Here is a 25,477-nt window from a genome sequence, read left to right as displayed (position 1 = left end):
GCGAGTAACAATGAGAGATATATTTGCAGGTATTCGTACTGTTTTGTTTATGACTATTTTATGGGCTGTGTTTACACCTCTTTGGTGTATTCCCATGCTTATAGCGGGTATGTTAATTCCAAAAAATAAACGTTCATATTTAATTGTTCGTCCTTACGCGTATATTGCTGTGCAATTAGCGCGTTTTATTTGCGGTATTAAATACGAAGTGATTGGTCGCGAAAATATTCCCCATGGTAAAGGTGTGGTGATTGCGTGTAATCACCAAAGCACTTGGGAAACATTTTTTATCCAAATTTTATTTACCCCACAAACTCAAGTGATTAAAAAATCTCTTTTGAATATACCATTATTTGGATGGACGTTTCGCTTACAAGATCCGATTGCCATTGATCGTGATGCAAAATCTAAAGCGTTGAAACAAATCATAAATGAAGGTACTGCAAAAATTGAAGCAGGTGTGAGTGTATGTATTTTTCCAGAAGGTACGCGTTCGCCAGCTAATGTTGTGGCAGAGTTTTCACCTGGTGCTGCCATGTTAGCTAAAAAAGCAAACTGTACTATAGTGCCAGTCAGTTTAAATCCTGGTGTGTTATGGCGTAATGATTCTTGGCTTAAATATTCTGGGACAGTCACGGTTGTGATTCATCCAGAAATGGAAGTTGATCATACCAAAACAAGTAATAAAATTTTAGAAGAAACCATTCGTAGTGGTGTTAAAATTATTCCAGTTTAAGGCTCAACATGACACAAGATGAATTAAAGCAACAGGCAGCACAAGCAGCCGTTGATGAAATTGAAAAAGACTTACAAGATGATGTCATCATTGGTGTTGGTACGGGTTCTACAGCCAATATGTTTATTGATTTGCTTGCCAAACATAAACATAAATTTCAAGGTGCAGTAGCAAGTAGTGAGGCAACAGAACTGCGTTTAAAAGAACACGGTATTGAGGTGTTTGATTTAAACGAAGTCACAATGCTTGATGTATATGTGGATGGAGCAGATGAAGTTACGCAGGAGTTAAATTTAACAAAAGGCGGCGGATTTGCATTAACTCGTGAAAAAATAGTGGCAGCAGTCTCTAAAAAATTCATTTGTATTGCGGATGCATCAAAGGCTGTTGAAACATTAGGTGGTTTTGCATTGCCTGTCGAAGTGATTCCAATGGCAAGAAGTTATGTGTCGCGTCAAATAGTAAAACTCGGTGGCAGTCCTGTTTATCGTGAAGGTGTTGTCACAGATAACGCAAATGTAATAATTGATGTTCACGGTTTGAAAATTACCGATCCAAAAGATTTGGAAATTAAACTGAACAATATTGTTGGTGTGGTCACTAACGGTCTGTTTGCTAATCGAAATGCCGATTTATTATTACTAGCTACCGATGATGGCGTTAAACGATTTGAAGCGTAGATATTAATTTGTTAGATAAGAGTCTTAGTTGAAAGCTTAAACTGAGACTCTTTTATATTTAAAATCATAAACCCCATCAATAACCATCCTGTCAATGTCGCCACATAATACATATCTGAATACACAATGCTTCCCCCTAACTCAATACCAATCATAAAGCTAATCAAGTTTAATATTGAAAAAATAACAGGCAATGCGAGTTTGAATCGTTCGAATCGTTTAAAGAAATACAAAATAAATACACTATAAGATAACCATATAGGCAATAAAAAAAGTGGAAATATTGTAGCGTGTTCGAAGTTTATTAAACCTGTTAAATGCCAAATGCTATCTAAACTCATTCCAAATATAGCAATAATAGAAAGTGGTAGAATTGATTTTTTAAAAAAATAAGCCAAGCCAAAAATATTCATTGCCAAACATAAGACAAATAGTAAAGGTGTGTAAAATAACACCATTACTATCCATGAAATTTTAATACTTATAGCAAAATATATTAAAGCTTGTTTAGTGATTAACATGCTGAATAACCAAATTAATTTCACCGACATTAAAGCCGAATTTTGTCATGTTAGATTCGTTTATAAGTGTGTGTTCGTTGACCAAATACATTCTGTCATCAATGGTGATATCAATTGTAGAATCTTTATAAGGCACAATTAAAACGTATTTCATAAACATGCTATTTCCTGCCACATCTATGATGGTTTTTCGTTTTACATCAGCAGCGCTTGCTTCGTATTTTGACTCTGATATTTTAGTTAGCGTCCAAATTCGTTGTTGTTTTTCGCCATCATCGAAAACAAAGTCTTCAACTAATGTGCCGACTTTTCCTTCCCAAGATGCTTGAATGTCAACATTAAAGTATCGCGTTACCAAGCCTTTTCTATCTTTTAAAATTCCCGATGCACTGAGTTGACCTTTAAAGAATTCTTCAAGAATAAGTTTAGGGGTATTTTCTTTATAGACACTGACATGCATTTGGCTGCATCCCAACATAAAAAATGTACAAAAAAGTAATAATAGTTTCATTGAGTTTCTCTTTAAATTTAAATGACTAGATAAAAGGTTTACGCATAATAAATACAAGTGGATGATTTATTATGAAGTTTTCATTAGAAAATTGGTTAGTTTTTGTTGTCCGATTGACGCCTGCTGGGTTTGCGCCACGTTAAAACCTTGTTTTATAAAAAAATCCTTAGCAGATAAACTGACATGTGAGTAATACCTAGGGCGTTTGTTTTTAAAAATGACCTCCATTAATGCGCTGCCTACCCCTTGGCTTTGATAATCACCATGTACAAAAAAATGATCGATATAACCATCAGATTGCACATCGGCATAACCAACCACATGATCATCAATAGTTGCTATAAACGGCTTAATTTTACTGATTCGATTGCTCCAACTGCTTAAGTCGAACTTAGCAGGTGCCCAAGCATTAATTTGCTCTTGGTTATAAAATTGAACGCCAGATTGATGAATCGCTGTGTAAAATACTTCACGCAATTGTGCTTCAAATCCTGTTTGATAATTTATGATTTTAATCATCTAATTTTTTTACCAAATAATACTAATAAAATACCACCCAAAATAAATAGGCTCGCTAATAAAAAACGAAAAGTTAGTATTTCATTTGTAAAAATGACACCTCCTAGCGCAGCAATAATAGGCACTGATAATTGCAAAACGGATGCTTGTGTCACATTTAGTGATTTTAAGGCGGCATACCAAATTGCATAACCCGCACCCGATGCGATCACGCCAGATGCAATCGCTAGCCATAATCCAGCTTGAGTGATATGTATGGATTGATAATTTATAAATAATAATAAAATCGCAATCGGAATCGTACGAATAAAATTAATGGCAGTATCATCAATAGGGTGTTTTGCGCCCATTCCATTAATGCTATATAAAGCCCATGCTAATCCTGATGCACTCATTAAAATTACTCCAATAAAAGATGGAGAATTTAAATTAGGAAACACCAAGTAAACCAAACCTAAAAATGCAATTAAAATCCCAATATATTCAGAGTAATGTAATGTTTTACCGTTAAAAATATGAACACAAATCATGCTAATTTGAACAGATCCGAATAATATTAGTGCGCCAGTTCCCGTGTCTTGTGAAACGTAACCATATGAAAAGGTGATGGCATATAAAAATAAAAATAATGAAGAACGCCATTTGGGTTTATTAATGTGAGGGGAAAAAATATTAAAATGAGAATATTTAAAAAATAAAATGCACCCTAAAAATATAGCTCCAGAAATTAGTCGAATACTTGTGAAACTTCCAGGGTCGATTTTATTTAACCCTAATATGTTAGATTCTAATGCATTTCGACAAAATACAGAGTTTGCTGCAAAGGCCATTAAAGCAGTTAGCGTTATGAAACTTAATTTTAATGTTTGTAAACTCATTTTTAATCCTCTTTTGGAAAATTAGTAACACATTGAGCAGGGCATTTAAAAAAATCCGCTTCTTGGCAAACGTCACTCATCCAATCAATAAATAATCTGGCTTTTTGAGTTAGGAAATTTTGAGCAGGGTAAAGAGCATAAATATCCCAAGCAGGAGTGGTTTCATAATCTGCTAAAATTATTTTTAAATTACCTGCTTTTAATTCATTTATAACAATAAAAATAGGAGCGATGGTGATGCCTAAATCGGCCAAAACAAATTGATTGATCATGTCAGGATTATCGCTTTGTAAACTTGGCTCAAAATGAAAATGCGCAATAGGATCATTTTTATAAATATAAGACCATGTATTTGGTTGAGGTTTGCCGGTATAGCTGATGATTTTATGTTGTTTTAAATCGTCAGGTTTAAGAGGCTCTGTGTATTTTTCTAAATATTTAGGACTGGCACAAACAAAAAATTTCCCCGTCGCGATTTTTTTAGCTCTCAATGAGCTGTCTGCTGCTTTACCGATTCTAATGACCACATCAAATCCTTCTGCGACCACATCCACTAATCTGTCTGTAAAGCTGATGTCTAATCTAATGTCAGGGTAGTGTTTGCAAAAATCCAAAATCGCAGTGGATAAATAACGCATTCCAAATGATAACGGTAAATTAACTTTTAGTTGTCCTGTTGGTGTACTTTGTAGCTCTTTTAATTCTGCTTGCGCTTCGGCTAATAAAATACTGGCATTATTTGCACGTTGAAAATATAACTGTCCTGCTTCAGTTAGTGTTACTTTACGAGTGGTACGATAAAATAACTTTGCATTTAAATCACGTTCAAGGTTTTGAATTTGTTTACTGACGGCAGAGCCTGTCATCTGGAGTTTTTTTCCAGCTAGAGTAAAGCTGCTCGTTTCTACAACAGCGATAAATACGTCAAGGCTATTAAATCGGCTCATAAGTAAGGTTGCTTTGATTGGTTGGTTGAATGGTTAGTTAGTTAGTTGATTGATGAGTAAATGGACTTAATGTTATTACTTTTTTGGGTATTATCAAATAAAAATTGTTAATTATACTGTGCATATTGATTCACTCACTAGAGATTCCATTATGTCCCGAATATTACATATTGATACAAGTGCCGCTAAAGCACAGTCAAATTCGCGTAAATTATCCCAAGCGGTAGTTGACCAGTTAAACCCAACTTCTGTCACTTATCGCGATATTAGTGATGGTTTGCCAATCATTACCGAGGCATTTATTGGGGCAGCTTATACTCCACGGGAGCAAAGAAGCGAAGAGCAAAATGAAATTTTGAGTCTGTCAGACAAGTTAGTAGATGAAATCAAAGCACACGATATCATTGTGCTGGGAGTTCCTATGTATAATTTTAATATTCCAGCAAGCCTCAAATTGTATGAAGATTTAATTGCACGAGTAGGTAAAACATTCATGTATACAGATACCGGCCCAAAAGGGTTGATTGAAGGCAAGAAAATTATTTTTGTGCTGACAAGTGGAGGGGTTCCATTAAATTCAGGTTTACCAATGGACCACATGACCGCATCATTAAAAACATTCTTCAATTTCTTAGGGTTGGAAGATCAAAGATTAATTACAGCATCAGGGTTGGCAGCAAATGCTGAGCAGTCAATTAATGATGCCATGCTTGAAATTGCTAAAATTGCTTAATTTTTTGAATATTTAATAACTAGAAAATATAACGTTCAATATGATCTGGCCTCTCAAGTGAGCGGCTTTTTTTATCAAAATTGTAATTTTTGCAAGAAATTCCATATAAATTGAGATAAAGTTAAGGAAAATATGTAGTAAAAAAATTAAGGCAGTAAAATGAAAGCATGCTTATTTTTAATAGCTTGTGTATTTATGCAATCGGCATATTCCAAAATTTACACATGGGAAGACGAACGAGGCAAAACTATATTTAGTAATGTGCCGCCTAAAACTCAAGTAGCTGAAGAATACAAATTCAAAAATGAAATTGAACGCAATATATTACCGTTAACAGCTGGAAATATAATCGGTAAATGGAAAGAAATCGTAACCGATGGCAACTTTAGAATCGTTGAATTTAATGAGCCAAATGAAGTGGTTGTTTTTCAATATGCCGACAATAGCGCATTTTATAAAGCCGATGGAACTTGGTTGATTGGTGAAGATGGCATTCAAGTTAGGTTAACTAATATCATTAATCAAAAAAGCAACTTTCGCTCTAAACAGACCGTGCGACAAGATTGGCATTTAGATTCCTTAAATTCTCAAGAAATAACCTTAATCATTGAGGGTGAATTAATTCGATTTGGCCGATAATGTGGGCTATTTAACACATTAACTGTTTTAAAAAATGCTTGTCACTAAAATGTCATAAAACTTGTTTATCTTACGCTCATTCAATAATGAATATTTAAATGAAGGTAAATACAATGCAAGATTACGCTGAAGAGCTGATGGAACAACGCTTTGAAGAATTTGATGATGACCATGAAGATTATGAAGACTTTTACGGCGATGAAGGCTGTGAAATGTAACTAAGCACCGAGTTCGGTGCTTTTTTTTGGCTTAAAATTCTATATTGCGCACTTCTTGTAAAAACCTTATCAATTCTTTTGCTTTCATCGTTGTCATCCCAGTCAGTTTTCAGCTCATACATATCAAATATTCAAATATTCAAATATTCTAATATTTAATAAATTTACGATCTTCAAATGGGTTGCTAGTCCTGTAAAGTTTTGAAAATTACTCAGTTACTTCGCACTAATAAGCCATTGTTGGTCACAAATTAGACACGAAGGTAAAGAAAATGACAATAATGGACAGTTTTTAAGTGAGCTTAGCTAAATAATTGTCTAGAATATCGAACAGTGTATTTTTAGGACAGGGTTATGTCGAATTCTCAAATCGAATACGAAGCGGTATATTTATTTTCTTCGTTAAATGTTGTGGCGCAATTTACGTTTAGTCAATTTGAAAAACTCGTCGACATGCGTGAGCCTAAAGAACAATTACAGGGGCGTACGATCAATGCTGCGTTATTGCAATTAGACGGGCAGTTATCCTTGCGCACTTTAGTTTTGTTTACTGTTCCGTTTGATGATTCTGGAAAAGTGGACAGTGATTGGGATATTCCATTACGTCATTTAGCGCAAATGGCTTCAAAAGGACCAGATTTAGGTCAAGGTCGAATCAATATTTCTTGTCGTTCGCAATGCTCTGTGGATTGGTATAAACAAGATCTATGGGAGCCAGATAGCAGTCAAACCCAAGTGTTTTTTAATCATTTACTGCAAACAGTTGAACAAAATAAATTAAAGTTTGAAAAGTTAGAAAAGCAGGAAATTGAAGTGTTACTTCACTCATTAGATGACGCATTAGTGTTAGATGAAGATATTTCAACGATCAAAAATAATGCTAAAAAATACAACGACAATAAAAAGAAATCCCTCCAGCAAAATAATATTCCTACTATTTCAAATATCCCTGTATTAGATGCGCCGACATTAACCGTGACTGCCGAATTTGACGAAACCAGCGACAAGTTAAAAAAACAAATTCTAATTAATCACGAAAAAAGTCAGCTTAAATTTAATGAGATGCTAAAAGAGCAAAAACTTAAGCATGATATTGTTGTTCAGCATAAAAATGAAGAGTTAGAACAAGTTAAGCGTGTGATGCGTAATGAAATGCAAGCAGACAAACAATTGATTAAAAACTTACAACGCAAAATAAATCAATTAGAAGTTCATAACGAAAGTGAAGATCATTTATTATTAGAAAAAGACGAGCAATTAGAAGATTTACAATTTAAATTTGAACAACAAACAGAGCGTTTGGCTGCGTTAAAAGATGAACATTTAGCACTATTAAAAACTCATAATCATCATAAACATACCCAATCCCCCGATGAAGAAATTAATGAATTAAACGATGAAATTAATACATTACATTCTCAATTAGAAGGGGCGTTAAATAGAGAAGATCTGTTAGTAAAAGAAATACAATCACTAAAAGCCTCACAAATTAAAAATGAGGATGCACCGCTTACTAAAAATGAATTAATTGACAAAATGATTGCACAAGAATTGGTGTTCACTGCGTATCACGCAGGTGCTGGACACTTAAGTATTCCCGCTAGAAATGTAACTAATTATTTGAAAAATCCTAATATGTTCGCTGCTCAAAAATGCGCCATGAAATTAAAAGATTATGAAATATGGTTAAAACACTTCGAAACGCCAATTTGCGAGCAGTGTTCAATACAAATCAATCGAGTGAATGCGCCAAATGATTTTGTATTTGCAAAACACGCTTATTGTAAAGAGCATTGTTAAGTTTAAATAAAAATCATACGGAAATTGATTTAATACAAGTTAATGCAACGGCGCTGAACATTATTCGTTTAGATCAAAACGATCCATTTGTTTGTGGTAATAAATGGCTAAAACTTAGCTTAAACATAACCGATCAACATGAGCGTTACGCCACTTTTGGCGGCCCTCATTCCAATCATTTGCATGCATTTTCCTATGCATGCAAACTGCTGAACAAACCCCATTTTGTATTTGTGCGTGGCATTGGCCCAAAAGACACGCCCACTTTGATTGATATTCAAAACAATCAAGGGCAAATCATTCGCCTGAGCAAAAAAGATTACGCGCAAAAACACGACACGCAGATGCAACAACGTTGGCAAAATCTGTACGGCGATATGGCATTTATACCAGAAGGCGGCGACAACGAATTAGCCAAACAAGGCTGTCAAAAGTGGTTCTCAAGCTTAAATTTACCAGACAACGCCATTGTGGGTGTCTCAATTGGCACCGGTTGTACCTTCACAGGATTTGCCCGCGCGCTTAAGCAAAATCAAACATTAGTCGGTTTGCCCGCCTTTTATGCCCATCAACCCATGATCGATGAATTATTAGCCAGTGACACAAAAGGCACATTAAAGATTTTAAATGCGCAAAACCATGAGCGATTTGCTAAAATGGACGATCAACAGCTAAACCAAATGCTTGCCTTTGAAGATCAGCACAAAATATTGCTAGAGCCCGTATATACAGGTAAAACATTATTTCGATTGGTTGAACACTATTCAAAACAAGAATCGCGCCCAATTTATTTTATTCACACCGGCGGATTACAAGGCAGACGAGCAACACTCTAGCTGTTTAACTCATACATAAAAGTGCAGTTTACAGAATTAAAAAAGTGAACTGTTCAGATTCAGTCGCCATTTAAACAACAAAAAATCGCACTGAGCCATGACAAATAATTAAGGTTTTAAACAATATGTTAATCAATTGGTATCCCGGACACATGAATAAAGCCCGTCGCAAAGTAGAAGAAATTCTGCCAAAAGTCGACGTGGTGATTGAAGTATTAGATGCACGCTTACCACTTTCTAGCACCAATCCAATGATCCAAACGCTACGCAAAGACAAACCTTATTTAAAAGTATTAAGTAAATCCGATTTAGCCGACGACGAAATTACCCTAGCATGGCAAAAACACTTTCGTGAGCAAACCAATACTGACTGTCTTTCAATCACCACTGAGAGCGTCGAAATTGCCCGAACCATTCCTGATCGTGTTAAAAAATTAGTGCCACATCGTGGTATTCCAGGTAAACCTGTACGCGCATTAATTATGGGTATACCAAACGTAGGTAAGTCGACACTTATAAATACCCTTGCAGGGCGTAAAATTGCTATTACAGGTGATGAGCCCGCAGTCACCAAAGGCCAGCAAAAAGTTGTTTTGAGCGATGAGTTTTATTTAATTGATACCCCAGGCATGACATGGCCGGGCTCAAAAGACGAAATGGTTAACTATCGCTTGGCAGCAAGTGGCGCCATTCGTGATACGGCTTTAGAATATGACGATGTTGCGATGTTTGCTATGGACTACATGTTGCAAAAATATCCACATTTAGTAAAAGAGCGTTACGGTCTTAAAAAATTATTTGATACCGCTTATGAAGATCTTGCACAGGTAGCAGCAAAACGTGGCTGTCTTCGTAAAGGTGGCTACGACTTAACAAGAGTCGGCGATTTATTTGTACGTGAGTTACGCGCAGGTAAATTAGGTAAAATCAGTTTCGAGCAACCTGATATTCAATACCCTTACAGAGATTTAGAATCTTAAGACCCAATAAATAAAAAGGGACAGTTTATGTTATATGAATTTGGTGATCACCATTTTGAAATAAAAAAACTCAGCAAACGCATTCCAGCGGATGCAAGATGGATTGTGTTTCACAAAGATGAGCTACATGCAAAACATCCAAATTGGGAAGCTTGTTTAAAAGTGGATCACCCTAAAGATCCTTTATATGTGGGTCATTTAAATGGACATCCATATTTTGTTATTGAATTGGAAGATAATCAAACTCATCCAGAATTGATCGATATAAGAGACGTACTCAGCGAAAGTGAAAGTGCATTCTTACTTGTTTCTCGAGCTAAACAATTATTGCAATGGCGCAAACAAACTAAATTTTGTGGCGGATGCGGTAAACTTAATACTGTTATTGACTGGGAATTTGCCACACATTGTTTTGATTGTAATATTCGAAATTATCCACGCATCAACCCCTGTATGATTGTTTTAATTATTAAAGGTGATCAAATTTTATTAGCGCGAAATAAAAATAATAAACATAATTTCTACTCAACCTTAGCGGGTTTTATTGAGGTGGGTGAGTCCGTTGAACTTGCAGTAACACGAGAGGTAAAAGAGGAAGTTGGCTTAGAAGTTAAAAATATCGCCTATTTAAACAGTCAAAGTTGGCCGTTTCCAAGTCAATTGATGTTAGGCTTTGTAGCAGAATATAAAAGCGGAGAAATAGACATCGACAAACATGAATTACTCGATGCAAAATGGTTTGGTTTAGATAACCTGCCAAAAATGCCACCGTCGTACACCATAGCAAGATGGTTAATTAATCAGTTTATTAATCTGAAAAATAAGTAAACACAATCCAATGATAAAAAATTACCCAAAATTCAGTAAAGTGCAACTGCACCAAATCATAAAAACAGAATTACTTAGAGTCAAAATCTTGGCTTTTAACAGCGCTCAAATTGCTCACGATACAGCTACTCATAAAGAAAATATTGCAGAAAATAAATACGACACATTAGGATTGGAAGCTGCCTATCTTGCCTATGGTCAAACTCAAAGGGTGATAGAATGTGATCAAGACATTCAATTATTTGAAAATTTAAAAGTAAAAAACTTTGAGGAAGATACATCAATTAATATTGGTGCGTTAGTAGTGCTGCAGTATGATGAATCAATACAACTATTATTTATATCACCCTGTGCAGGTGGTGCGAAAATTCAATACTGTGATCAAGAAATAAGCTTAGTCACCACCACCTCCCCAATAGGTAAACAACTGCTAGGCAAGTATAAAGACGATGAAATCGAACTGGTAATAAACGGAATCAAACAAACCAAACAAATAATAGAAGTTATCTAATAAAAAAATAACGTCACTTCAATATTGCGAAACAAACGCTGGGAATCCGATGACGCTCACACTCAATGCTCAAAAAAACTCAATCCCATCGTTTTTTAAAATCGTCACCATGTACATAATAAATATTTGCAAAAACCCAATATAAAAACGAACAAGGTTCGGGATTCATCGTCACAGGGATGTGCCCAATTAGAATTGTGCCTCCCTCGAGCATGCATCGTTCCAATAAACACCTGTAGGTTCCGGATTTATTCGGAAAAGACAATCCAAGTCATTCAAAAAACCAAATTTGGAATCAGCAACTAGCAGCAACAAGCAAGCAGCAACAAGCAGCAACAAGTAGCAGCAACAAGGACAGGCAACTAAATAGAAATCAATGACATCTAAAAATAAATAAGGCACATATTTTAGAAAATATGATGCCTTAACAAATTAATTTGTTAAAAAAGAGATCACACAGAGGGAATTGCTACAATTATCGAGCATTGCTCAAATCGAAGGCGCAGGGAATTCAATCAAAATTTATTGATTCGAATAAAAGCTAATAAAATATGTATGAATAATAAAAAAGGAAGCTAAAGCCCAAGAACACTTAATGATTTCACCCAGCCACAAGCTCGCTTGAGTCCAAATTTAGAAAAATGCTGATCGATACTGGATGCTTTGCCAATTAAGTTAGCAAAGCTATTGTTGATATTCAGTGACGCATTTAAAAACAACGTTTCGGACAAATCGAGTCGAGTTAATATGTCGGGTAATTCACTATCGATTTTTCCTTTTTTACTTTCTGCACATTGTTTTCCTGTCCAGTCTACTAATTCTAAATACGCCTTAGTTGAAATTTGAATGTGGGTTTTACAGTGTTTTGAAAGAGGTAATAAATCATTCGGTTGATCTTTTACTAGATTAGAATGGTTTGATTTTTTAAAGCACTCACTTCTTTTTTTGATTGATGTATATTCAGATTCTTCAGGTGTTTTAGTCATTTGAGCGCGCACAGGATTTAAATCTACATAAACCATGGCGGCTAATAATCCTTCATCGTCTAAAATCGCTTTTGATTTATATCGACCCTCCCAAAATTTGCCTGTGCAGTTATCTTCAATATTTGAGAGTCTAGAAATCGGCTCATTAATATTTTTCATAAACCAACCAATATTAATCAATCGATTGCGCCAAATTTCAACGGTTTCGGCTAGCAAAATACGTTCTTGTGGGTTGAGTTTAGAGCCATCTAAAAACGCTCTAGAGATCATCGTACCCGTATACAATTGATGCCAGCGCTTGATTACCTCGGCAGCAGACCAAGACTCAGCCTGTTTAACGTTCACGCTAATCACCATATGATAATGGTTATTCATGATTGCATATGAGGCGATATCAATTGCAAATATGCTGGGCAGTTTTAATAAAATATCTTCAACCCATGCACGGCGATGCTCAAAATCTTGATTGGTATACTCATCTTTACCGCACAGAAATGCGCGACGCACGCAACGGCAGGTAATTAAGTATTTTGTAGTAGCAGTATAATTTACTAGGCGTTTTCTCGCTTTTGTCATGTTGATTCCTAATTGATTAATCAAATGACAACAAATTCAATCCATTTGAATTATGTTGTCTTTATATTTATAAAATGATAGGTCGATTGTGAGGGTTGTCAAATTATTTTAATTAGCCTGTCCTTTTTAGTTTGCTGCTCATTTTAAAGGAATGAGCTTTACACAAGTAAGTAACATTATGAGTGATGTCTATAAAAACGGGCAAAAAACAGTGCTTAGGGATGGTAAAACAATTTATCAAAAAGATGGAGTGTTATTAATTATTAACCCATTTGATGAAAAGAATGGTGGGACAATGTTTAAACCTGATAATATTAGTAAGTATGTCAATAAAATGATTAAGGATGCAGGAGGAGTAGATTTTGACTTTTAGTAGAGATGAAATAAATATTATTAAGGTGTCTGCAGCGGTTTATGAGTTTGTCCCATTGGATGAATCAATTTCTAAAGATATTAATATCGAAGAAAGTTTTGATTTGGATGGTTATATAGATTGTCTAATTAACAATAATGAATTGGTTGATTATAATGTGATCATTTCATTACTTAAGTTGTGTTTGAGCCAAGAGTGTGCTGTTTTGAAAAGGAGTGGCAATTCTTCCTCTCTTCAAAACTATTTTGGAGACCCTTGTGCAATTATTGGTGTAGACGAATTAAATGAATTAATAATTAAGATTGAAAAAACACAATTAAATAAAATAACTTAGATATCCATAGGAAGAAAATCACTTAGACATCCATAGTAAAACCAAGGCTAATCTTGCAAAAGATTAGCCTTTTTTTATCTTTAAATCCTGAATTTATTACACAAGGTAAAATATAGATCGTAAGCGCCTATCCTTCCGCGTTCTTCACATTCCAAGGCAATAATGCTTCGATTTTGTCAGTCGTTGAAGCATTCGGAAGATCTGTCAGCACTTTTTCCAAATATTCAAACGCATTTAATCCATTGGCTTTCGCAGTCTCAATCAAACTATACAAATTCGCACTCGCTCGTGCACCTTTTTGTGTGTCTGAAAATAACCAGTTCTTACGCCCAATTACAAATGGTCTAATGGCATTTTCAACCAAATTATTGTCTATCGGATATTCGCCACTTTCGATATATTTAATTAAATTATCCCACTGATTAAGTGTGCAAAAAACGGGGTCAGGCCTTACATTTGACACTTCTTAATCATCAACTAGCCTTTTAATATTCATTTATTATAAGGCTTTTTTATGGCAAGACCACTTAGAATTGAATTTGCGGGTGCTTTGTATCATGTCACGGCTAGAGGCAACGCTGGTGGTAATATTTATTTAGATGATCATGACCGTGATACTTTTTTAGATTTATTGGCTAATACTTGTGAGTGCTTTAATTGGTTGTGTCATGGGTATTGCCTTATGGATAATCACTATCATTTATAAAAAACAGGGTCAGGCCTTACATTTGACACCCCTCAATCATCAACTAGCCTTTAAAAAACAGGGTCAGGCCTTATATTTGACACCCCTTAATCATCAACTAGCCTTTTAATATTCATTTATTAAAAGGCTTTTTTTATGGCAAGACAAAACAACAAGGACAGGCAACTAAATAAAAACCAATGACATCTAAAAATAAATAAGGCACATATTTTAGAAAATATGTATTTAGGGGTCAGGCCTTACATTTGACATTACCAAGTTCTTATCTATAATCAAATTTTTATTTATGGGTAGATAATGTATGGCTAGGCCTTTACGAATTGAATTTGCAGGTGCGTTGTATCACATCACTGCGAGAGGTAATGCTCGTGGTGATATTTATGTTGATGAAAAAGATCGAGCGGGATTTTTGGAATTATTGGCTACTGCTTGTGATCGGTATCATTGGATTTGTCATGGTTATTGTTTGATGGATAACCATTATCATTTGTTGATTGAAACCTCTGATGCGAATTTATCAAAGGGTATGAAATATATAAATGGGAGTTATACCCAAAATTTTAATAGGAAGCATAAGCGAGCGGGGCATGTATTTCAGGGGCGATTTAAGTCGATATTAGTTGAACAAGACAGTCATTTATTGGAGTTGTGTCGTTATATTGTGTTGAACCCTGTTAGAGCTCAAATGGTTCGTAGTGCAAAAGATTGGCCTTGGAGCAGTTATCGAGGCACGGTTGATCAATCTAAAAAACACGATTGTTTAACAACTGATTGGGTATTATCTAACTTTGGAAAAATGCGAAAACCTGCAGTTGAGAAATATCGAACATTTATCAAGGAAGGAAAAAACCAACCTTCGCCTTGGTTACAATTAAAAAATCAGGTGTTTTTAGGTTCCGATGAGTTTGTTGAGGACATGCAATGTAAAATCTCATTAGATCAATCATTAATTGATGTACCTAAAAAACAAAAATTAAAACCAGTTAAACCCTTAGATTATTATCAAAACAAATTTAAAACTCGAAATGAAGCAATGGCAAAGGCGTATTTAAGTGGTCATTATACGCTTGAAAAAGTGGGTGAACATTTTGGTGTGAGCTATGCGACGGTGAGTCGAGCAGTGAAGCAAATTGAAAATAAATATTGAAACAGTCATCAAAAAAGGGTGTGCTTCTGTCGCATCCTTAAGATTTTTTAACTCTTTGTTTTGTTAAGAAATGAGTGTTTTGGCTTTTAATAGTCGGACATCTAATAATTAAAATTGGTTCATTTAAGCTGCTTGATAGACTAAAGCCAAACCTACAAAATCATATAATGGGTCGGTTGCAAACCTAATCCATTACTCAGTTAGTGCCCACCGCCCCAAATCCCAGCCCAATCGACTATCTACGCAAATCAAAATAGCCCTACAAGCAAAATTTAGCTACAATACCGCACCTTTTTTTAAGTTGTATAAGTAGATTATTGACTGATGTTACGCGTAGACGATTTTGATTTTGAATTACCCGATGAACTCATTGCCCGCTACCCTAGTGAACAGCGCACTCAGTCGCGTTTGTTGCATGTTGATGGGCAGGCTAAAAGCATTGAAAATAAGCAGTTTTCTGATTTATTAGGCTTGCTTGAATCTGGTGATTTATTAGTGTTAAACAACACCAAAGTAATGCCAGCTCGCATTTATGGCAAAAAAGCATCAGGCGGTAAGATTGAGTTATTGATTGAGCGTTTGATGGAAAACAATCAGGCGTTGGCGCATATTCGATCTTCGCGCAGTCCTAAAGTTGGTGCGCAGTTGATTTTGGATGGTGATGTGCCTGTTGAAGTGATTGGCCGTAAAGAGAACTTGTTTTTATTGCAGTTTGAATCGGACATTTTGCCATTATTAGATAAAAACGGTCACATGCCTTTGCCGCCTTATATGAGCCGCGAAGACGAGTTAACGGATCGTGATCGATATCAAACCGTTTATGCAAAAGACCCAGGAGCCGTTGCGGCGCCTACTGCGGGCTTGCATTTTGACGAAGCCATGCTTGAAGCCATTGAACAAAAAGGCGTGCAAATTCAATACATTACTTTGCATGTTGGCGCGGGCACCTTTGCCCCTGTTAAAGTCGACAGCATAGAAGATCACATCATGCATCACGAATGGCTGCATGTGCCACAAGATGTCTGTGATGTGATTAAACAAACCAAACAATCTGGTAAAAAAGTGGTAGCAGTGGGCACAACGACTGTGCGCAGTTTAGAAACCGCCGCTCGTGCAAGTGACGGCATTATCGATGCGTTTGAAGGGGATTCGGATATCTTTATTTTCCCTGGATTTAAATTCAAAGTCGTTGACGCAATGATCACTAACTTTCACTTACCAAAATCCACATTATTAATGTTGGTCAGCGCTTTTTGTGGCACGTCCACAATGATGGGCGCTTATGAGCAAGCAATTCAAAACAAATACCGATTTTACAGTTATGGCGATGCGATGTTTTTAAGTAACCGCATTGAGCCACAGGAGAGTTAATTGAGCGATTCAAAAAAGAGCAACCGTCAGTGTTTTATGACGTTTGATTTAAAAGCGAAAGACAGCAAAACCCTAGCGCGCCGTGCCACATTAGATTTTCCTCGTGGCAAAATCGAAACCCCAGCATTTATGCCAGTGGGCACTTACGGTACGGTTAAGGGCATGTTGCCTCGTGATATCGAAGAAATTGGTGCCGATGTTATTTTGGGTAACACCTTTCATTTGATGTTACGACCAGGTACTGAAATCATCAAAAAGCACGGCGATTTGCATGATTTTATTTGTTGGAAAAAGCCGATCTTAACGGACTCCGGCGGATTTCAGGTTTTCTCATTGGGTAAAATGCGTAAAATCACTGAAAAGGGCGTGACGTTCCGCTCACCAGTAGATGGCGCTAAAGTAGAATTAACTCCTGAAATCTCCATGCAAGTGCAAAAAGATTTAGGCTCAGACATCGTGATGATTTTTGACGAATGTACGCCGTTTCCAGCCACTGAAAAACAAGCCAAAGATTCAATGAGCTTGTCTATGCGTTGGGCAAAACGTTCTAAAGAAGCCCATGGTGATAACCCGTCTGCGTTATTTGGTATTATTCAAGGCGGTATGTACGAGCATCTTCGTAAAGAATCTTTGCAAGGGTTGGTTGATATTGATTTTGACGGTTACGCGATTGGTGGTTTATCAGTGGGCGAGCCAAAAGAAGAAATGCTAAAAGTATTAGATTGCGTGGCCAACGAAATGCCAGAAGACAAGCCGCGCTATTTAATGGGCGTGGGCACACCGGAAGATTTAGTTGAAGCGGTCAGCCGCGGTGTGGATATGTTTGACTGTGTAATGCCAACGCGTAATGCACGAAACGGTCACTTGTTTACATCAGAAGGTATTGTGCGCATTCGAAATGCCAAAAACAAACACGACACAACGGCACTTGATCCAGAATGCGATTGTTATACATGTAAAAATGTATCAAAAGCGTATTTACATCATTTAGATAAGTGTAAAGAAATGCTAGGTGCACAATTGAACACCATTCATAACCTGCGTTATTACCAAACATTGATGCAACAAATGCGCGATGCCTTAGAAAATGAGACATTTGGCGAATTTGTTGAAACTTTCTATAGAAAAAGAGGGCAAACGCCCCCATCTACCACCGAATCATAAAACTTAAACAATTAATTATTTACTTACAGGAAAAATAACCATGTTAAAACGTACTCTATCTTTACTAACTGTGCCTGCATTAATGCTGGCGTCTTGTGGTCCAACGGTTGCTGCAGACGGAACTGCAACACCACAAGGTGGTGAATTGATGCCATTTTTTGCTTTTGGTGGCTTAATGGTCTTGATGTATTTCATGATGATTCGTCCACAACAGAAAAAATCTAAAGAACACAAAGCGTTAATGAGTGCCATTTCAAAAGGCGACGAAGTATTAACTACTGCAGGTATTTTGGGTAAAGTAACTAAAATCACTGACGAATACGCAACCATCGAATTAGTAGATGGCGGTGTTTTGTTAACGGTTCAAAAAGGACATATAACAAACACATTACCAAAGGGCACGATTAAAAATTACAAAGACGGTAAATAATTCTGTTAAATAAAAAGGCCGTAAGGCCTTTTTTGCTTTTAATTTTCTAATAAATCAACATATTTTGAAATAGGATAATGACATGCTAAATAGATTTTCAGTATGGAAATATATAATGATTGTGACGATTATCGTCATAAGCGTTATCTATGCCATGCCTAATATGTATCAACCAGATAAAGCGGTGCAAGTAACAGCAACAAAAGCTGGCACAGCATTAAGCCAAAAAATACATGACCAAGCCATTGCTGCATTAAAAGCAGAAGGCATTGAAGTGTTTGGCGAACAAAACGACGCCTTTAACTTATTATTAAGATTACCAGCCGATCAACAATCTAAAGCCAAGGCAGTATTAGATCAAAACTTAGGTAGCGATTATGTTGTGGGGTTAGCGCAAGCATCCACCACACCACAATGGTTAGAAAATTTAGGCGGCAAGCCTATGTCTAAAGGTTTGGATTTGGCAGGCGGAATTTACTTCTTAAAAGAAGTGGACATGGACCATTATATCAAGACCCGTTTAGATAGCAGCGCTGAAGATATTAAGTCTACATTTCGTAAAGGCAAAGGCGATGAGTTTATTAATCTTCGTAATGCAAAAGTAACAACAGATTTACGCATTGAGTTATCGTTGAAAAGCAAAACCGCTTTTGATCGTGCAGTGTCGTATTTAGAAACAAATAATGTGGATTTTTCTCAACCACTTTTAGATGAACCTCAATTAAAAATTTACTTATCTTACTCAGATTCTCGTATTGCGCAGTTTGAAGATTACGTAATTAATCAAAACATCATTGTTTATAACCAACGTGTCAACATGTTAGGTAATAAAGAATCGAGCATAACCCGTCAAGGTCGTAACCGAATCGTCATTGAATTACCGGGCATTCAAGATGCTACGGCAGCTGAAAAAATATTAGGCTCTAACGCAAACTTAGAATTCAGAATTGAATACTTAGGTGAAGGTCCTTACATCACATTACCCTATAAAGATGGGATTGGTTTTGGAACAGAGCGTTTACAAAAAGAAATTATTATCACAGGTTCTGAAGTAGCCTCTGCTTCTGCTGCACCTAATGCACAAAACACCTCTACCTATGCTGTGAGCTTATCTTTATCTGCCCTTGGTGGTAATAAAATGTTTGATACTACTACAGCAAATTTACAAAAAAGAATGGCCGTGGTGTTTATTGATAACGTTTCTGAAAAAGTATACACCCAAAAAGATGGCGAAGTTGTTGTTGATTGGGATACGAAGCGTACCGAAGAGATCATCAGCATGGCAACGATCCAAGGCAAATTTGGTAGCTCGTTCCAAATCACTGGTAATTTTTCTCAAGTAGAAGCGACAGAACTTGCAAACTTAATCAGTGCGGGTTCATTAGCAGCACCTATGCGTAACATTGCCTCTTATGATATTGGTCCAAGCTTAGGTGCTGAAAACATTAAAGTGGGTGTCATGTCTGTGATCATCGGTTTCGCTTTAGTGTTTGTATTTATGTTGGTCACTTATCGTTTATTTGGTTTGTTTGCCAACATCGCATTAATTTTAAATTTAGTTATGTTGATGGCAATTATGTCCATTATGGGCGCGACACTCACATTACCTGGTATTGCAGGTATCGTATTAACCGTTGGTATGGCGGTGGATGCAAACGTACTTATTTTCTCGCGTATTCGTGAGGAACTTAAAAACGGATTGGGTATTCAGCAAGCAATTTCAGCCGGTTACGATCGTGCTTACGTAACTATTTTAGATGCAAACATTACGACATTCATTGTGGCAGCGATTTTATTCTTAATTGGCTCTGGTCCAATTAAAGGGTTTGCTGTGACATTAGGTATCGGTATTTTAGTGTCAATGTTTACTGCCATTTTAGTCACACGTGCGCTTACCAATTTATGGTACGGCGGACGCGAAGTGAAAAAACTTTCAATTTAGGAGCACGACATGAGTGAACAAAAATTATTTCCATTTATGGCGTATCGTAAATATGCTGGAATTTTTTCATTAGTATTAATTGTCATCTCAATTGCATCGTTATCGTTTCGTGGATTAAACTACGGCATTGATTTTTCTGGTGGTACTGAAGTTAAAATCACTATGCAAGACTCGGTAGTGGCAAGTGATGTACAAACTATTTTAGATCCACAATTTCCTGGTGCTAAAGTACAAACTATTGGTGGTGACACGCAATTATTAGTTCGTGTAAAAGCGGACAATCAAGAAGCACCAGACACCATTGTTCAATTAATTGGTGATAAATTTGGTGAAGTGATCGAGGCATCGCCACAAGTAATGTCTGCATCATTTGGTGAAGAAATGAAATGGACAGGTTTAACAGCAATGTTAATCGCCTTAGCGTTAGTCATGCTATACGTAGGTTTACGTTTCCAATTCAAATTTTCAGTCGGTGCGGTAGCGGCATTAATACACGATGTGATCATTACATTAGGTTTTTTCAGTGTCTTTCAATTTAACTTTGACCAATCAGTATTAGCAGCGGTACTTGCTGTTATCGGTTACTCGTTAAACGATACGATTGTAGTATCGGATCGAATCCGTGAAAACTTCAGAAATGTAAATCGTGAAGAGGTTGATTACATTATTGACCGTTCATTAAATGAAACACTAGGTCGTACAATTATCACCTCTGTTACAACGTTAATGGTGTTAGGTGCATTATTAATATTTGGTGGCGACAGTTTGTTTGGATTCTCATTAGCTTTATTTGTGGGGGTTTTAATTGGTACATATTCATCTATTTATGTAGCGGCAAACGTATTAATGTTAATGGCTGTTGAGCGTAAAGATTTACTGGTAACAGTAAAAGCTGAAGACGGTGAAGAGGAAGATATTCCAGATTGGTTAAATAAAGACGATTAATCTCTGAATGATTTTTTAAAAAAAGCCAGCGAATGCTGGCTTTTTTTTATCTTAAATATCGATTGAAGCTTGCTTTGAAAAACAAATATTCTTTTCATTCAGTTATTAGAAACTGATTAAAATTGAGTGCAAAAATGAAGAAATTAATAAAAACGGTTAATCGAATGTTAACTCAAAATAATAGACGTGCACTGCCATTTTCTGTTTATACATCTGTGCATGAGCAAAATTTGTTGAATGTGCCTATTGCAAAGCCATTGCTTATATTTGTGTTATGCGGAAATAAACAATTAGGAAAGCAAAATGAGCTAAATTGTTACTCAGGGCAGTTTGTGTTTTTATCTGATAGTCCTGCAATTAATATGAGAAATATACCTGAAAATAAAGAGTATTTTGCATTGTTGATTGAGTTTGAGTATGAAGATTTTCAAGACATTCCAAATAATCAAGAGCCAGATATGGAGTATTTTGTGGGTGATACTAACGTTGAATTAGAGCAATGCTTACAACAATTTGTGTTGTGTTCAACATGGGCACCGGATTTAATTATTCATTCACGTAAAAAAGAAATATTAACTATGATGCATCATATGGGATATACACAGGTCATATCCATGATGCGAAAACCTAGAGTGAGTCATAAAATTCATGATTTGTTTATTGCTAATGAGTTTCAAACTATTACGACGGATTTTATTTGTGATCAATTAAATGTCAGTGAATCCACGCTGCGACGAAAATTAAAAAATGAAAATACAAGCGTTTCAGAAATAAAAGACCGAGCAAAAATGGGTCTGGGTTTGCATCTTTTACAAACCACAAATATTGGAATAGGACTGATTGCGCAGCAATGTGGATATCAATCTCAGTCACGTTTTACAGATCGATTTAAAAAACATTTTTCATTAACGCCTTCTGAATTAAGAAAAACAAAGTTGAAGGTTTAGGGCGAAATATTGAACGGTTTTGCTCTAATGTAATAGGGGGCTTCACGCTATGATATGTCTTGTTCATTCAACATATACGAGGTTAACCATGCAATTTAAGTTAAAACAATTAGCGCCACTATTAACATGTTCGTTCTTAATAAGTCAGAGTGCTTTCGCACAAAAATTTACCTTAACAAGTCAAGATATTCAGCATAATAAATTTATGGACAGCAAGCATGAATTTAATGGGTTTGGATGCACTGGCGATGATCAGTCGGCGCATTTAAAATGGGAAAATCCACCAAAGGGTACGAAAAGTTTTGCAATTACAGTTTATGATCCGGATGCACCGACAGGCAGTGGATGGTGGCATTGGCAAGTTGTAAATATTCCATTAACGATTAATGAAATACAAACAAATTCAGGAAAAAAAGAGTCAGGTTTAATGCCTGCAAATAGTCAAACTATTCGAAATGATTACGGTGTGTTTGGTTTTGGTGGTGCCTGTCCTCCATCTGGTCATGGCGTGCATCATTATCAATTTACAGTTCATGCATTGTCTGTTGAAAAGATTGAATTGCCAATAGATGCATCAGGTGCGTTAACGGGATATATGATTCATGCTAATAGTATAGAATCAAGTACAATTGAAACATTTTATAGTCGTGAGTGAGTTTTTAATAAAAGTGACGTTAAAAAACCATTGTAATAAATGGTTTTTTATTTAATGAGCGTTAATAGAGTTCTTAAAAACAAATTGTGATTCAAATGAAAAATATTATTGGCCTCTTCCATAGAAATTTCTTCAAAGTGTACTTTTGCACCTGCTTGTAATTGTCCTAGTTTTTCAGTGTCTAAAGAGATCACTGAGCCAATTTTAGGATACCCACCAATAGTTTGACGGTCGTTTAATAACACAATAGGCTGACCGTCTTGAGGAATTTGAGCCGCACCATGACAAATGCCTTCAGAAAGAATGCCCTTTAAATTACACTGTATTTTTTGTCCAGTTAACCGATAACCCATTCGATTTATATGTTGACTGACAATATATTCACTTGAATAAAATTTTTGTTTTTCAATGTGGTTAAACTGTTTGTGTTGATAACTTGAAATAGTACGAAGGGTAATGTCATTTGAATAAACGGGTTGATGTTTTTTATCCAATAAAAACTGTTTGTGTTTAATATTATTATCTAAATTTAAAACGGGAAGTTCGTCATGAGTTTGCAATGCTGTACCATTTAACCCGCCTATGTTTTCACGACACACAGTGCTTGCACTATTAAATGAATGTTCAATTTGAAATCCACCTTGTACCGCTAAATAACTTCTAATGCCTTTTGTCGAATAGCCAAGTTTAATCACGTCACCTGTTTGCACAGTATGCGTTTGCCAAAGGGCTTTTGACTGTCCATTAATGCTTAATGGCATATTGGCACCCGTAAGCGCAATGATTTGGTTTGTTTGTGCTTCTAACGCTAGCCCACCGATACTGATCTCAATAACTGGCGCATTTAAATCATTTGAACATAATCTATTGGCCCAATTAAACGCAGTTTTATCAATGGGGCCACCATTAGTCAGACCAATATTAAATGCGCCAAACCGACCTGAGTCTTGAATCAAACAAAGAACACCGGGTTTTAGTACTTTAAATAAAGACTGTTTCAAGGTTACCTCCCAATTCTATAAACTCGAGTTTGGTAATGGATTTAAATTGCACTTGGTCGCCAACGTGTACAGGCATATGTGGAGTAGTATTTGGATCAAACATATCAACAGGACACAGCCCAATAATATTCCAACCACCGGGTGAAACGCTTGGGTATACAGCCGTTTGTTGATCGGCTATAGCAACAGCGCCTTTTGGTACTTTTAAACGTGGGGAGGGCAATCTGGGTGTCGCAATTTTTGCATTCACTTCACCCAAATACGCAAAACCTGGCGCAAAGCCAATGGCATACACTTGATAAATTTGGGCTTGATGTAATTTGATGACTTCATCTGTGGATAACTTTGCATGATCCGCGACTTTTTCTAAATCAGGTCCCGATTCATCAGCGTAATAAACAGGTAAGGTGATTATTTTGGATGTTTGATTAACTGGAGTATTGAGTTTGGCTAAACATTGTCGTAATGCGGTTTTTAATAAAAAATGATCAATCACTAATAAATCAAACTGCACTAAAATTGATCCGTAAGACGCAATGATATCCACAATTTTGTCAGACAAATGATCAGTAATTAAAGCAGAAGCAAGTTGAACTTGATTAAAAACAATATCATTCATTTCATCAGAGAAATAAATAATTAACGCATTTTCCCCTGCTATTTCAATGTTAAACGAATCATCCACGTTTAATTAAATCCCGAATGGTTTGAATCATTGCAATGGATTCTGGATTGTCACCATGCACACATAAACTGTCTGCTTGTAATGTAAGGGTTTTATTATTGTTGGTCGTTAATGTGCCTGTCTCAATTAATTGTTTAACTTGTTCTAATATTTTTGTTTGATTATGCACAGCGTTTAGCTCACTTCGAGGCATTAATGATCCATCATCACAATAACAACGATCTGCAAATACTTCTGCTAAAAGTTCAATATCAAATTCTGTCGCTTGTTGTTTGTGTGTCTCAAAATTCACAGTCGATTGCATCATCAACTTTAGTTTTTTTGGATACTGTTGAATTGCTAATAATATTGCCTGTCTTACTTTTAAGTCTTTCATCATGTCGTTATACAGCGCGCCATGGGGTTTGACGTATTCTAAGTTCAACCCAAGCGAGCTTGCCATGCCGTCAATCGCCGCTATTTGATACAACATAAATGCTTTTATTTCATCCGCACTGCAATTCATTGAGCGTCTGCCAAACCCTACTAAATCAGGATAACTTGGGTGAGCACCAATACTAACGTTATTGGCTTTTGCTAATTTTAAAGTGTCCAGCATGACCATTGGATCACCCGCATGAAAACCACAGGCAATATTGGCTTGATCAATAAACGGCATCACTTGTATGTCTTGGCCCATTTGCCAATTACCAAAGCTTTCGCCTAAATCGCAGTTTAATTTCATTTAATGTCCAGTAATGCTTTAATTTAAAGATTGAATCATATCGTTATGAGCTAAGGATTCAAGGAGTTATTTATGCACCTAATGCTTCATAGGTTCAAATTGATATAGCTCAATTACTTACGTATTATGCTTATACACAATCAAAAAAAATTAA

Annotated in this window: 29 protein-coding genes and 1 pseudogene; 20 read left to right on the top strand and 10 right to left on the bottom strand. The window is 36.1% G+C overall.

The genetic code is table 11. The annotated features are described in order from the left end of the window. The first annotated feature begins 10 nt into the window (after window positions 1-10). On the top strand, window positions 11-736 hold the full coding sequence (locus tag TYM08_RS15770) for a lysophospholipid acyltransferase family protein (protein WP_422380109.1): 726 nt from the start codon (window positions 11-13) through the stop codon (window positions 734-736). Window positions 737-744: 8 nt separating this feature from the next. Beyond that, entirely contained in the window at window positions 745-1,416 is a 672-nt protein-coding gene (gene rpiA, locus TYM08_RS15765; RefSeq protein ID WP_422380108.1) for a ribose-5-phosphate isomerase RpiA, read from the top strand. An 11-nt stretch (window positions 1,417-1,427) separates the two neighbouring features. On the opposite strand, the gene TYM08_RS15760 is transcribed toward rpiA, so the two are convergent. The 5 genes from TYM08_RS15760 to TYM08_RS15740 form a co-directional block, all read right to left on the bottom strand. Further along, a complete protein-coding gene (locus TYM08_RS15760) occupies window positions 1,428-1,937 on the bottom strand; it encodes a DUF2878 family protein (protein WP_422380107.1) in 510 nt (169 codons plus the stop codon). Continuing rightward, entirely contained in the window at window positions 1,924-2,448 is a 525-nt protein-coding gene (locus TYM08_RS15755; RefSeq protein ID WP_422380106.1) for a DUF3833 domain-containing protein, read from the bottom strand. The genes TYM08_RS15760 and TYM08_RS15755 overlap by 14 nt, the downstream gene beginning before the upstream one ends. A gap of 69 nt (window positions 2,449-2,517) precedes the next feature. Next, window positions 2,518-2,967 carry a GNAT family N-acetyltransferase gene (locus tag TYM08_RS15750; RefSeq protein WP_422380105.1) on the bottom strand — a complete coding sequence of 150 codons (450 nt, stop codon included), beginning with the start codon at window positions 2,965-2,967 and terminating at the stop codon, window positions 2,518-2,520. Further along, window positions 2,964-3,845, bottom strand: coding sequence for a DMT family transporter (locus TYM08_RS15745; protein WP_422380104.1), 882 nt, complete (start codon window positions 3,843-3,845; stop codon window positions 2,964-2,966). Before TYM08_RS15745 ends, TYM08_RS15750 begins: the two co-directional genes overlap by 4 nt. A 2-nt stretch (window positions 3,846-3,847) precedes the next feature. Next, complete coding sequence (locus TYM08_RS15740; RefSeq protein ID WP_422380103.1) at window positions 3,848-4,792, bottom strand: LysR family transcriptional regulator; 945 nt, start codon at window positions 4,790-4,792, stop codon at window positions 3,848-3,850. A gap of 151 nt (window positions 4,793-4,943) precedes the next feature. Here TYM08_RS15740 and TYM08_RS15735 point away from each other — a divergent pair, with 151 nt between their 5' ends. The 7 genes from TYM08_RS15735 (at window position 4,944) to TYM08_RS15705 (ending at window position 11,337) form a co-directional block, all read left to right on the top strand. Continuing rightward, window positions 4,944-5,525 (top strand): FMN-dependent NADH-azoreductase, encoded by a 582-nt coding sequence (locus TYM08_RS15735; protein ID WP_422380102.1) that lies wholly within the window; start codon window positions 4,944-4,946, stop codon window positions 5,523-5,525. 159 nt (window positions 5,526-5,684) lie between these two features. Then, on the top strand, window positions 5,685-6,164 hold the full coding sequence (locus TYM08_RS15730) for a DUF4124 domain-containing protein (protein WP_422380101.1): 480 nt from the start codon (window positions 5,685-5,687) through the stop codon (window positions 6,162-6,164). A 572-nt stretch (window positions 6,165-6,736) separates the two neighbouring features. After that, window positions 6,737-8,182: a hypothetical protein gene (locus TYM08_RS15725; RefSeq protein ID WP_422380100.1), complete on the top strand. Its 1,446-nt coding sequence runs from the start codon at window positions 6,737-6,739 to the stop codon at window positions 8,180-8,182. Continuing rightward, entirely contained in the window at window positions 8,176-9,018 is an 843-nt protein-coding gene (locus TYM08_RS15720) for a hypothetical protein (RefSeq protein WP_422380099.1), read from the top strand. Before TYM08_RS15725 ends, TYM08_RS15720 begins: the two co-directional genes overlap by 7 nt. Window positions 9,019-9,143: 125 nt before the next feature. Continuing rightward, the gene (gene ylqF / locus TYM08_RS15715) at window positions 9,144-9,998 is read left to right on the top strand and encodes a ribosome biogenesis GTPase YlqF (protein WP_422380098.1); all 855 of its coding nucleotides are present in this window, start codon (window positions 9,144-9,146) and stop codon (window positions 9,996-9,998) included. A gap of 27 nt (window positions 9,999-10,025) precedes the next feature. Then, window positions 10,026-10,826 (top strand): NAD(+) diphosphatase, encoded by an 801-nt coding sequence (nudC, locus tag TYM08_RS15710; RefSeq protein ID WP_422380097.1) that lies wholly within the window; start codon window positions 10,026-10,028, stop codon window positions 10,824-10,826. Between the two features lie 88 nt (window positions 10,827-10,914). Beyond that, entirely contained in the window at window positions 10,915-11,337 is a 423-nt protein-coding gene (locus TYM08_RS15705) for a transcription elongation factor GreAB (protein ID WP_422380096.1), read from the top strand. A gap of 575 nt (window positions 11,338-11,912) precedes the next feature. Here the strand turns inward: TYM08_RS15705 and TYM08_RS15700 are convergent. Beyond that, a complete protein-coding gene (locus tag TYM08_RS15700; protein WP_422380095.1) occupies window positions 11,913-12,899 on the bottom strand; it encodes a transposase in 987 nt (328 codons plus the stop codon). A gap of 178 nt (window positions 12,900-13,077) precedes the next feature. Between TYM08_RS15700 and TYM08_RS15695 the strand changes: the two genes are divergently transcribed. Both TYM08_RS15695 and TYM08_RS15690 read left to right on the top strand, forming a co-directional pair. Then, on the top strand, window positions 13,078-13,272 hold the full coding sequence (locus TYM08_RS15695) for a hypothetical protein (protein ID WP_422380094.1): 195 nt from the start codon (window positions 13,078-13,080) through the stop codon (window positions 13,270-13,272). Next, window positions 13,262-13,606, top strand: coding sequence for a hypothetical protein (locus tag TYM08_RS15690; protein ID WP_422380093.1), 345 nt, complete (start codon window positions 13,262-13,264; stop codon window positions 13,604-13,606). Before TYM08_RS15695 ends, TYM08_RS15690 begins: the two co-directional genes overlap by 11 nt. Before the next feature lie 127 nt (window positions 13,607-13,733). Here TYM08_RS15690 and TYM08_RS15685 read toward each other — a convergent pair. Next, window positions 13,734-14,030, bottom strand: a pseudogene (locus TYM08_RS15685) (IS66 family transposase); the annotation flags it as partial. Window positions 14,031-14,120: 90 nt separating this feature from the next. Here TYM08_RS15685 and TYM08_RS15680 point away from each other — a divergent pair. The 9 genes from TYM08_RS15680 to TYM08_RS15640 all read left to right on the top strand — a co-directional run bounded on the left by TYM08_RS15680 (window position 14,121) and on the right by TYM08_RS15640 (window position 22,913). Next, window positions 14,121-14,312, top strand: a complete 192-nt coding sequence (locus TYM08_RS15680) for a transposase (protein WP_422380092.1) — start codon at window positions 14,121-14,123, stop codon at window positions 14,310-14,312. A gap of 301 nt (window positions 14,313-14,613) precedes the next feature. Next, window positions 14,614-15,459, top strand: coding sequence for an REP-associated tyrosine transposase (locus TYM08_RS15675; protein WP_422380091.1), 846 nt, complete (start codon window positions 14,614-14,616; stop codon window positions 15,457-15,459). A gap of 324 nt (window positions 15,460-15,783) precedes the next feature. Continuing rightward, window positions 15,784-16,830: a tRNA preQ1(34) S-adenosylmethionine ribosyltransferase-isomerase QueA gene (queA, locus tag TYM08_RS15670; protein WP_422380090.1), complete on the top strand. Its 1,047-nt coding sequence runs from the start codon at window positions 15,784-15,786 to the stop codon at window positions 16,828-16,830. Between the two features lie 36 nt (window positions 16,831-16,866). Beyond that, window positions 16,867-17,994, top strand: coding sequence for a tRNA guanosine(34) transglycosylase Tgt (gene tgt, locus TYM08_RS15665; protein ID WP_422382839.1), 1,128 nt, complete (start codon window positions 16,867-16,869; stop codon window positions 17,992-17,994). 40 nt (window positions 17,995-18,034) lie between these two features. Continuing rightward, window positions 18,035-18,424, top strand: coding sequence for a preprotein translocase subunit YajC (gene yajC / locus TYM08_RS15660; RefSeq protein WP_422380089.1), 390 nt, complete (start codon window positions 18,035-18,037; stop codon window positions 18,422-18,424). Window positions 18,425-18,506: 82 nt separating this feature from the next. Then, window positions 18,507-20,366: a protein translocase subunit SecD gene (secD, locus tag TYM08_RS15655; RefSeq protein WP_422380088.1), complete on the top strand. Its 1,860-nt coding sequence runs from the start codon at window positions 18,507-18,509 to the stop codon at window positions 20,364-20,366. Window positions 20,367-20,375: 9 nt separating this feature from the next. Beyond that, window positions 20,376-21,311 (top strand): protein translocase subunit SecF, encoded by a 936-nt coding sequence (gene secF / locus TYM08_RS15650; RefSeq protein ID WP_422380087.1) that lies wholly within the window; start codon window positions 20,376-20,378, stop codon window positions 21,309-21,311. A gap of 134 nt (window positions 21,312-21,445) precedes the next feature. Then, window positions 21,446-22,258 carry a helix-turn-helix transcriptional regulator gene (locus tag TYM08_RS15645; protein ID WP_422380086.1) on the top strand — a complete coding sequence of 271 codons (813 nt, stop codon included), beginning with the start codon at window positions 21,446-21,448 and terminating at the stop codon, window positions 22,256-22,258. 88 nt (window positions 22,259-22,346) lie between these two features. Next, the gene (locus tag TYM08_RS15640) at window positions 22,347-22,913 is read left to right on the top strand and encodes a YbhB/YbcL family Raf kinase inhibitor-like protein (RefSeq protein WP_422380085.1); all 567 of its coding nucleotides are present in this window, start codon (window positions 22,347-22,349) and stop codon (window positions 22,911-22,913) included. Between the two features lie 47 nt (window positions 22,914-22,960). Here TYM08_RS15640 and TYM08_RS15635 read toward each other — a convergent pair whose 3' ends face one another. From TYM08_RS15635 to TYM08_RS15625, 3 genes are read right to left on the bottom strand one after another with little or no spacing between them, the layout of a single operon-like run. Next, window positions 22,961-23,914: a biotin-dependent carboxyltransferase family protein gene (locus tag TYM08_RS15635; RefSeq protein WP_422380084.1), complete on the bottom strand. Its 954-nt coding sequence runs from the start codon at window positions 23,912-23,914 to the stop codon at window positions 22,961-22,963. Next, entirely contained in the window at window positions 23,895-24,599 is a 705-nt protein-coding gene (gene pxpB, locus TYM08_RS15630; protein WP_422380083.1) for a 5-oxoprolinase subunit PxpB, read from the bottom strand. The genes TYM08_RS15635 and pxpB overlap by 20 nt, the downstream gene beginning before the upstream one ends. Continuing rightward, a complete protein-coding gene (locus tag TYM08_RS15625; RefSeq protein WP_422380082.1) occupies window positions 24,592-25,323 on the bottom strand; it encodes a 5-oxoprolinase subunit PxpA in 732 nt (243 codons plus the stop codon). Before TYM08_RS15625 ends, pxpB begins: the two co-directional genes overlap by 8 nt. Window positions 25,324-25,477 lie beyond the last annotated feature (154 nt).

This window comes from Marinicellulosiphila megalodicopiae, from assembly GCF_045862395.1.
Classification (GTDB): domain Bacteria; phylum Pseudomonadota; class Gammaproteobacteria; order Pseudomonadales; family Natronospirillaceae; genus Marinicellulosiphila; species Marinicellulosiphila megalodicopiae.
This window is presented reverse-complemented; position numbering and strand designations above follow the sequence as displayed.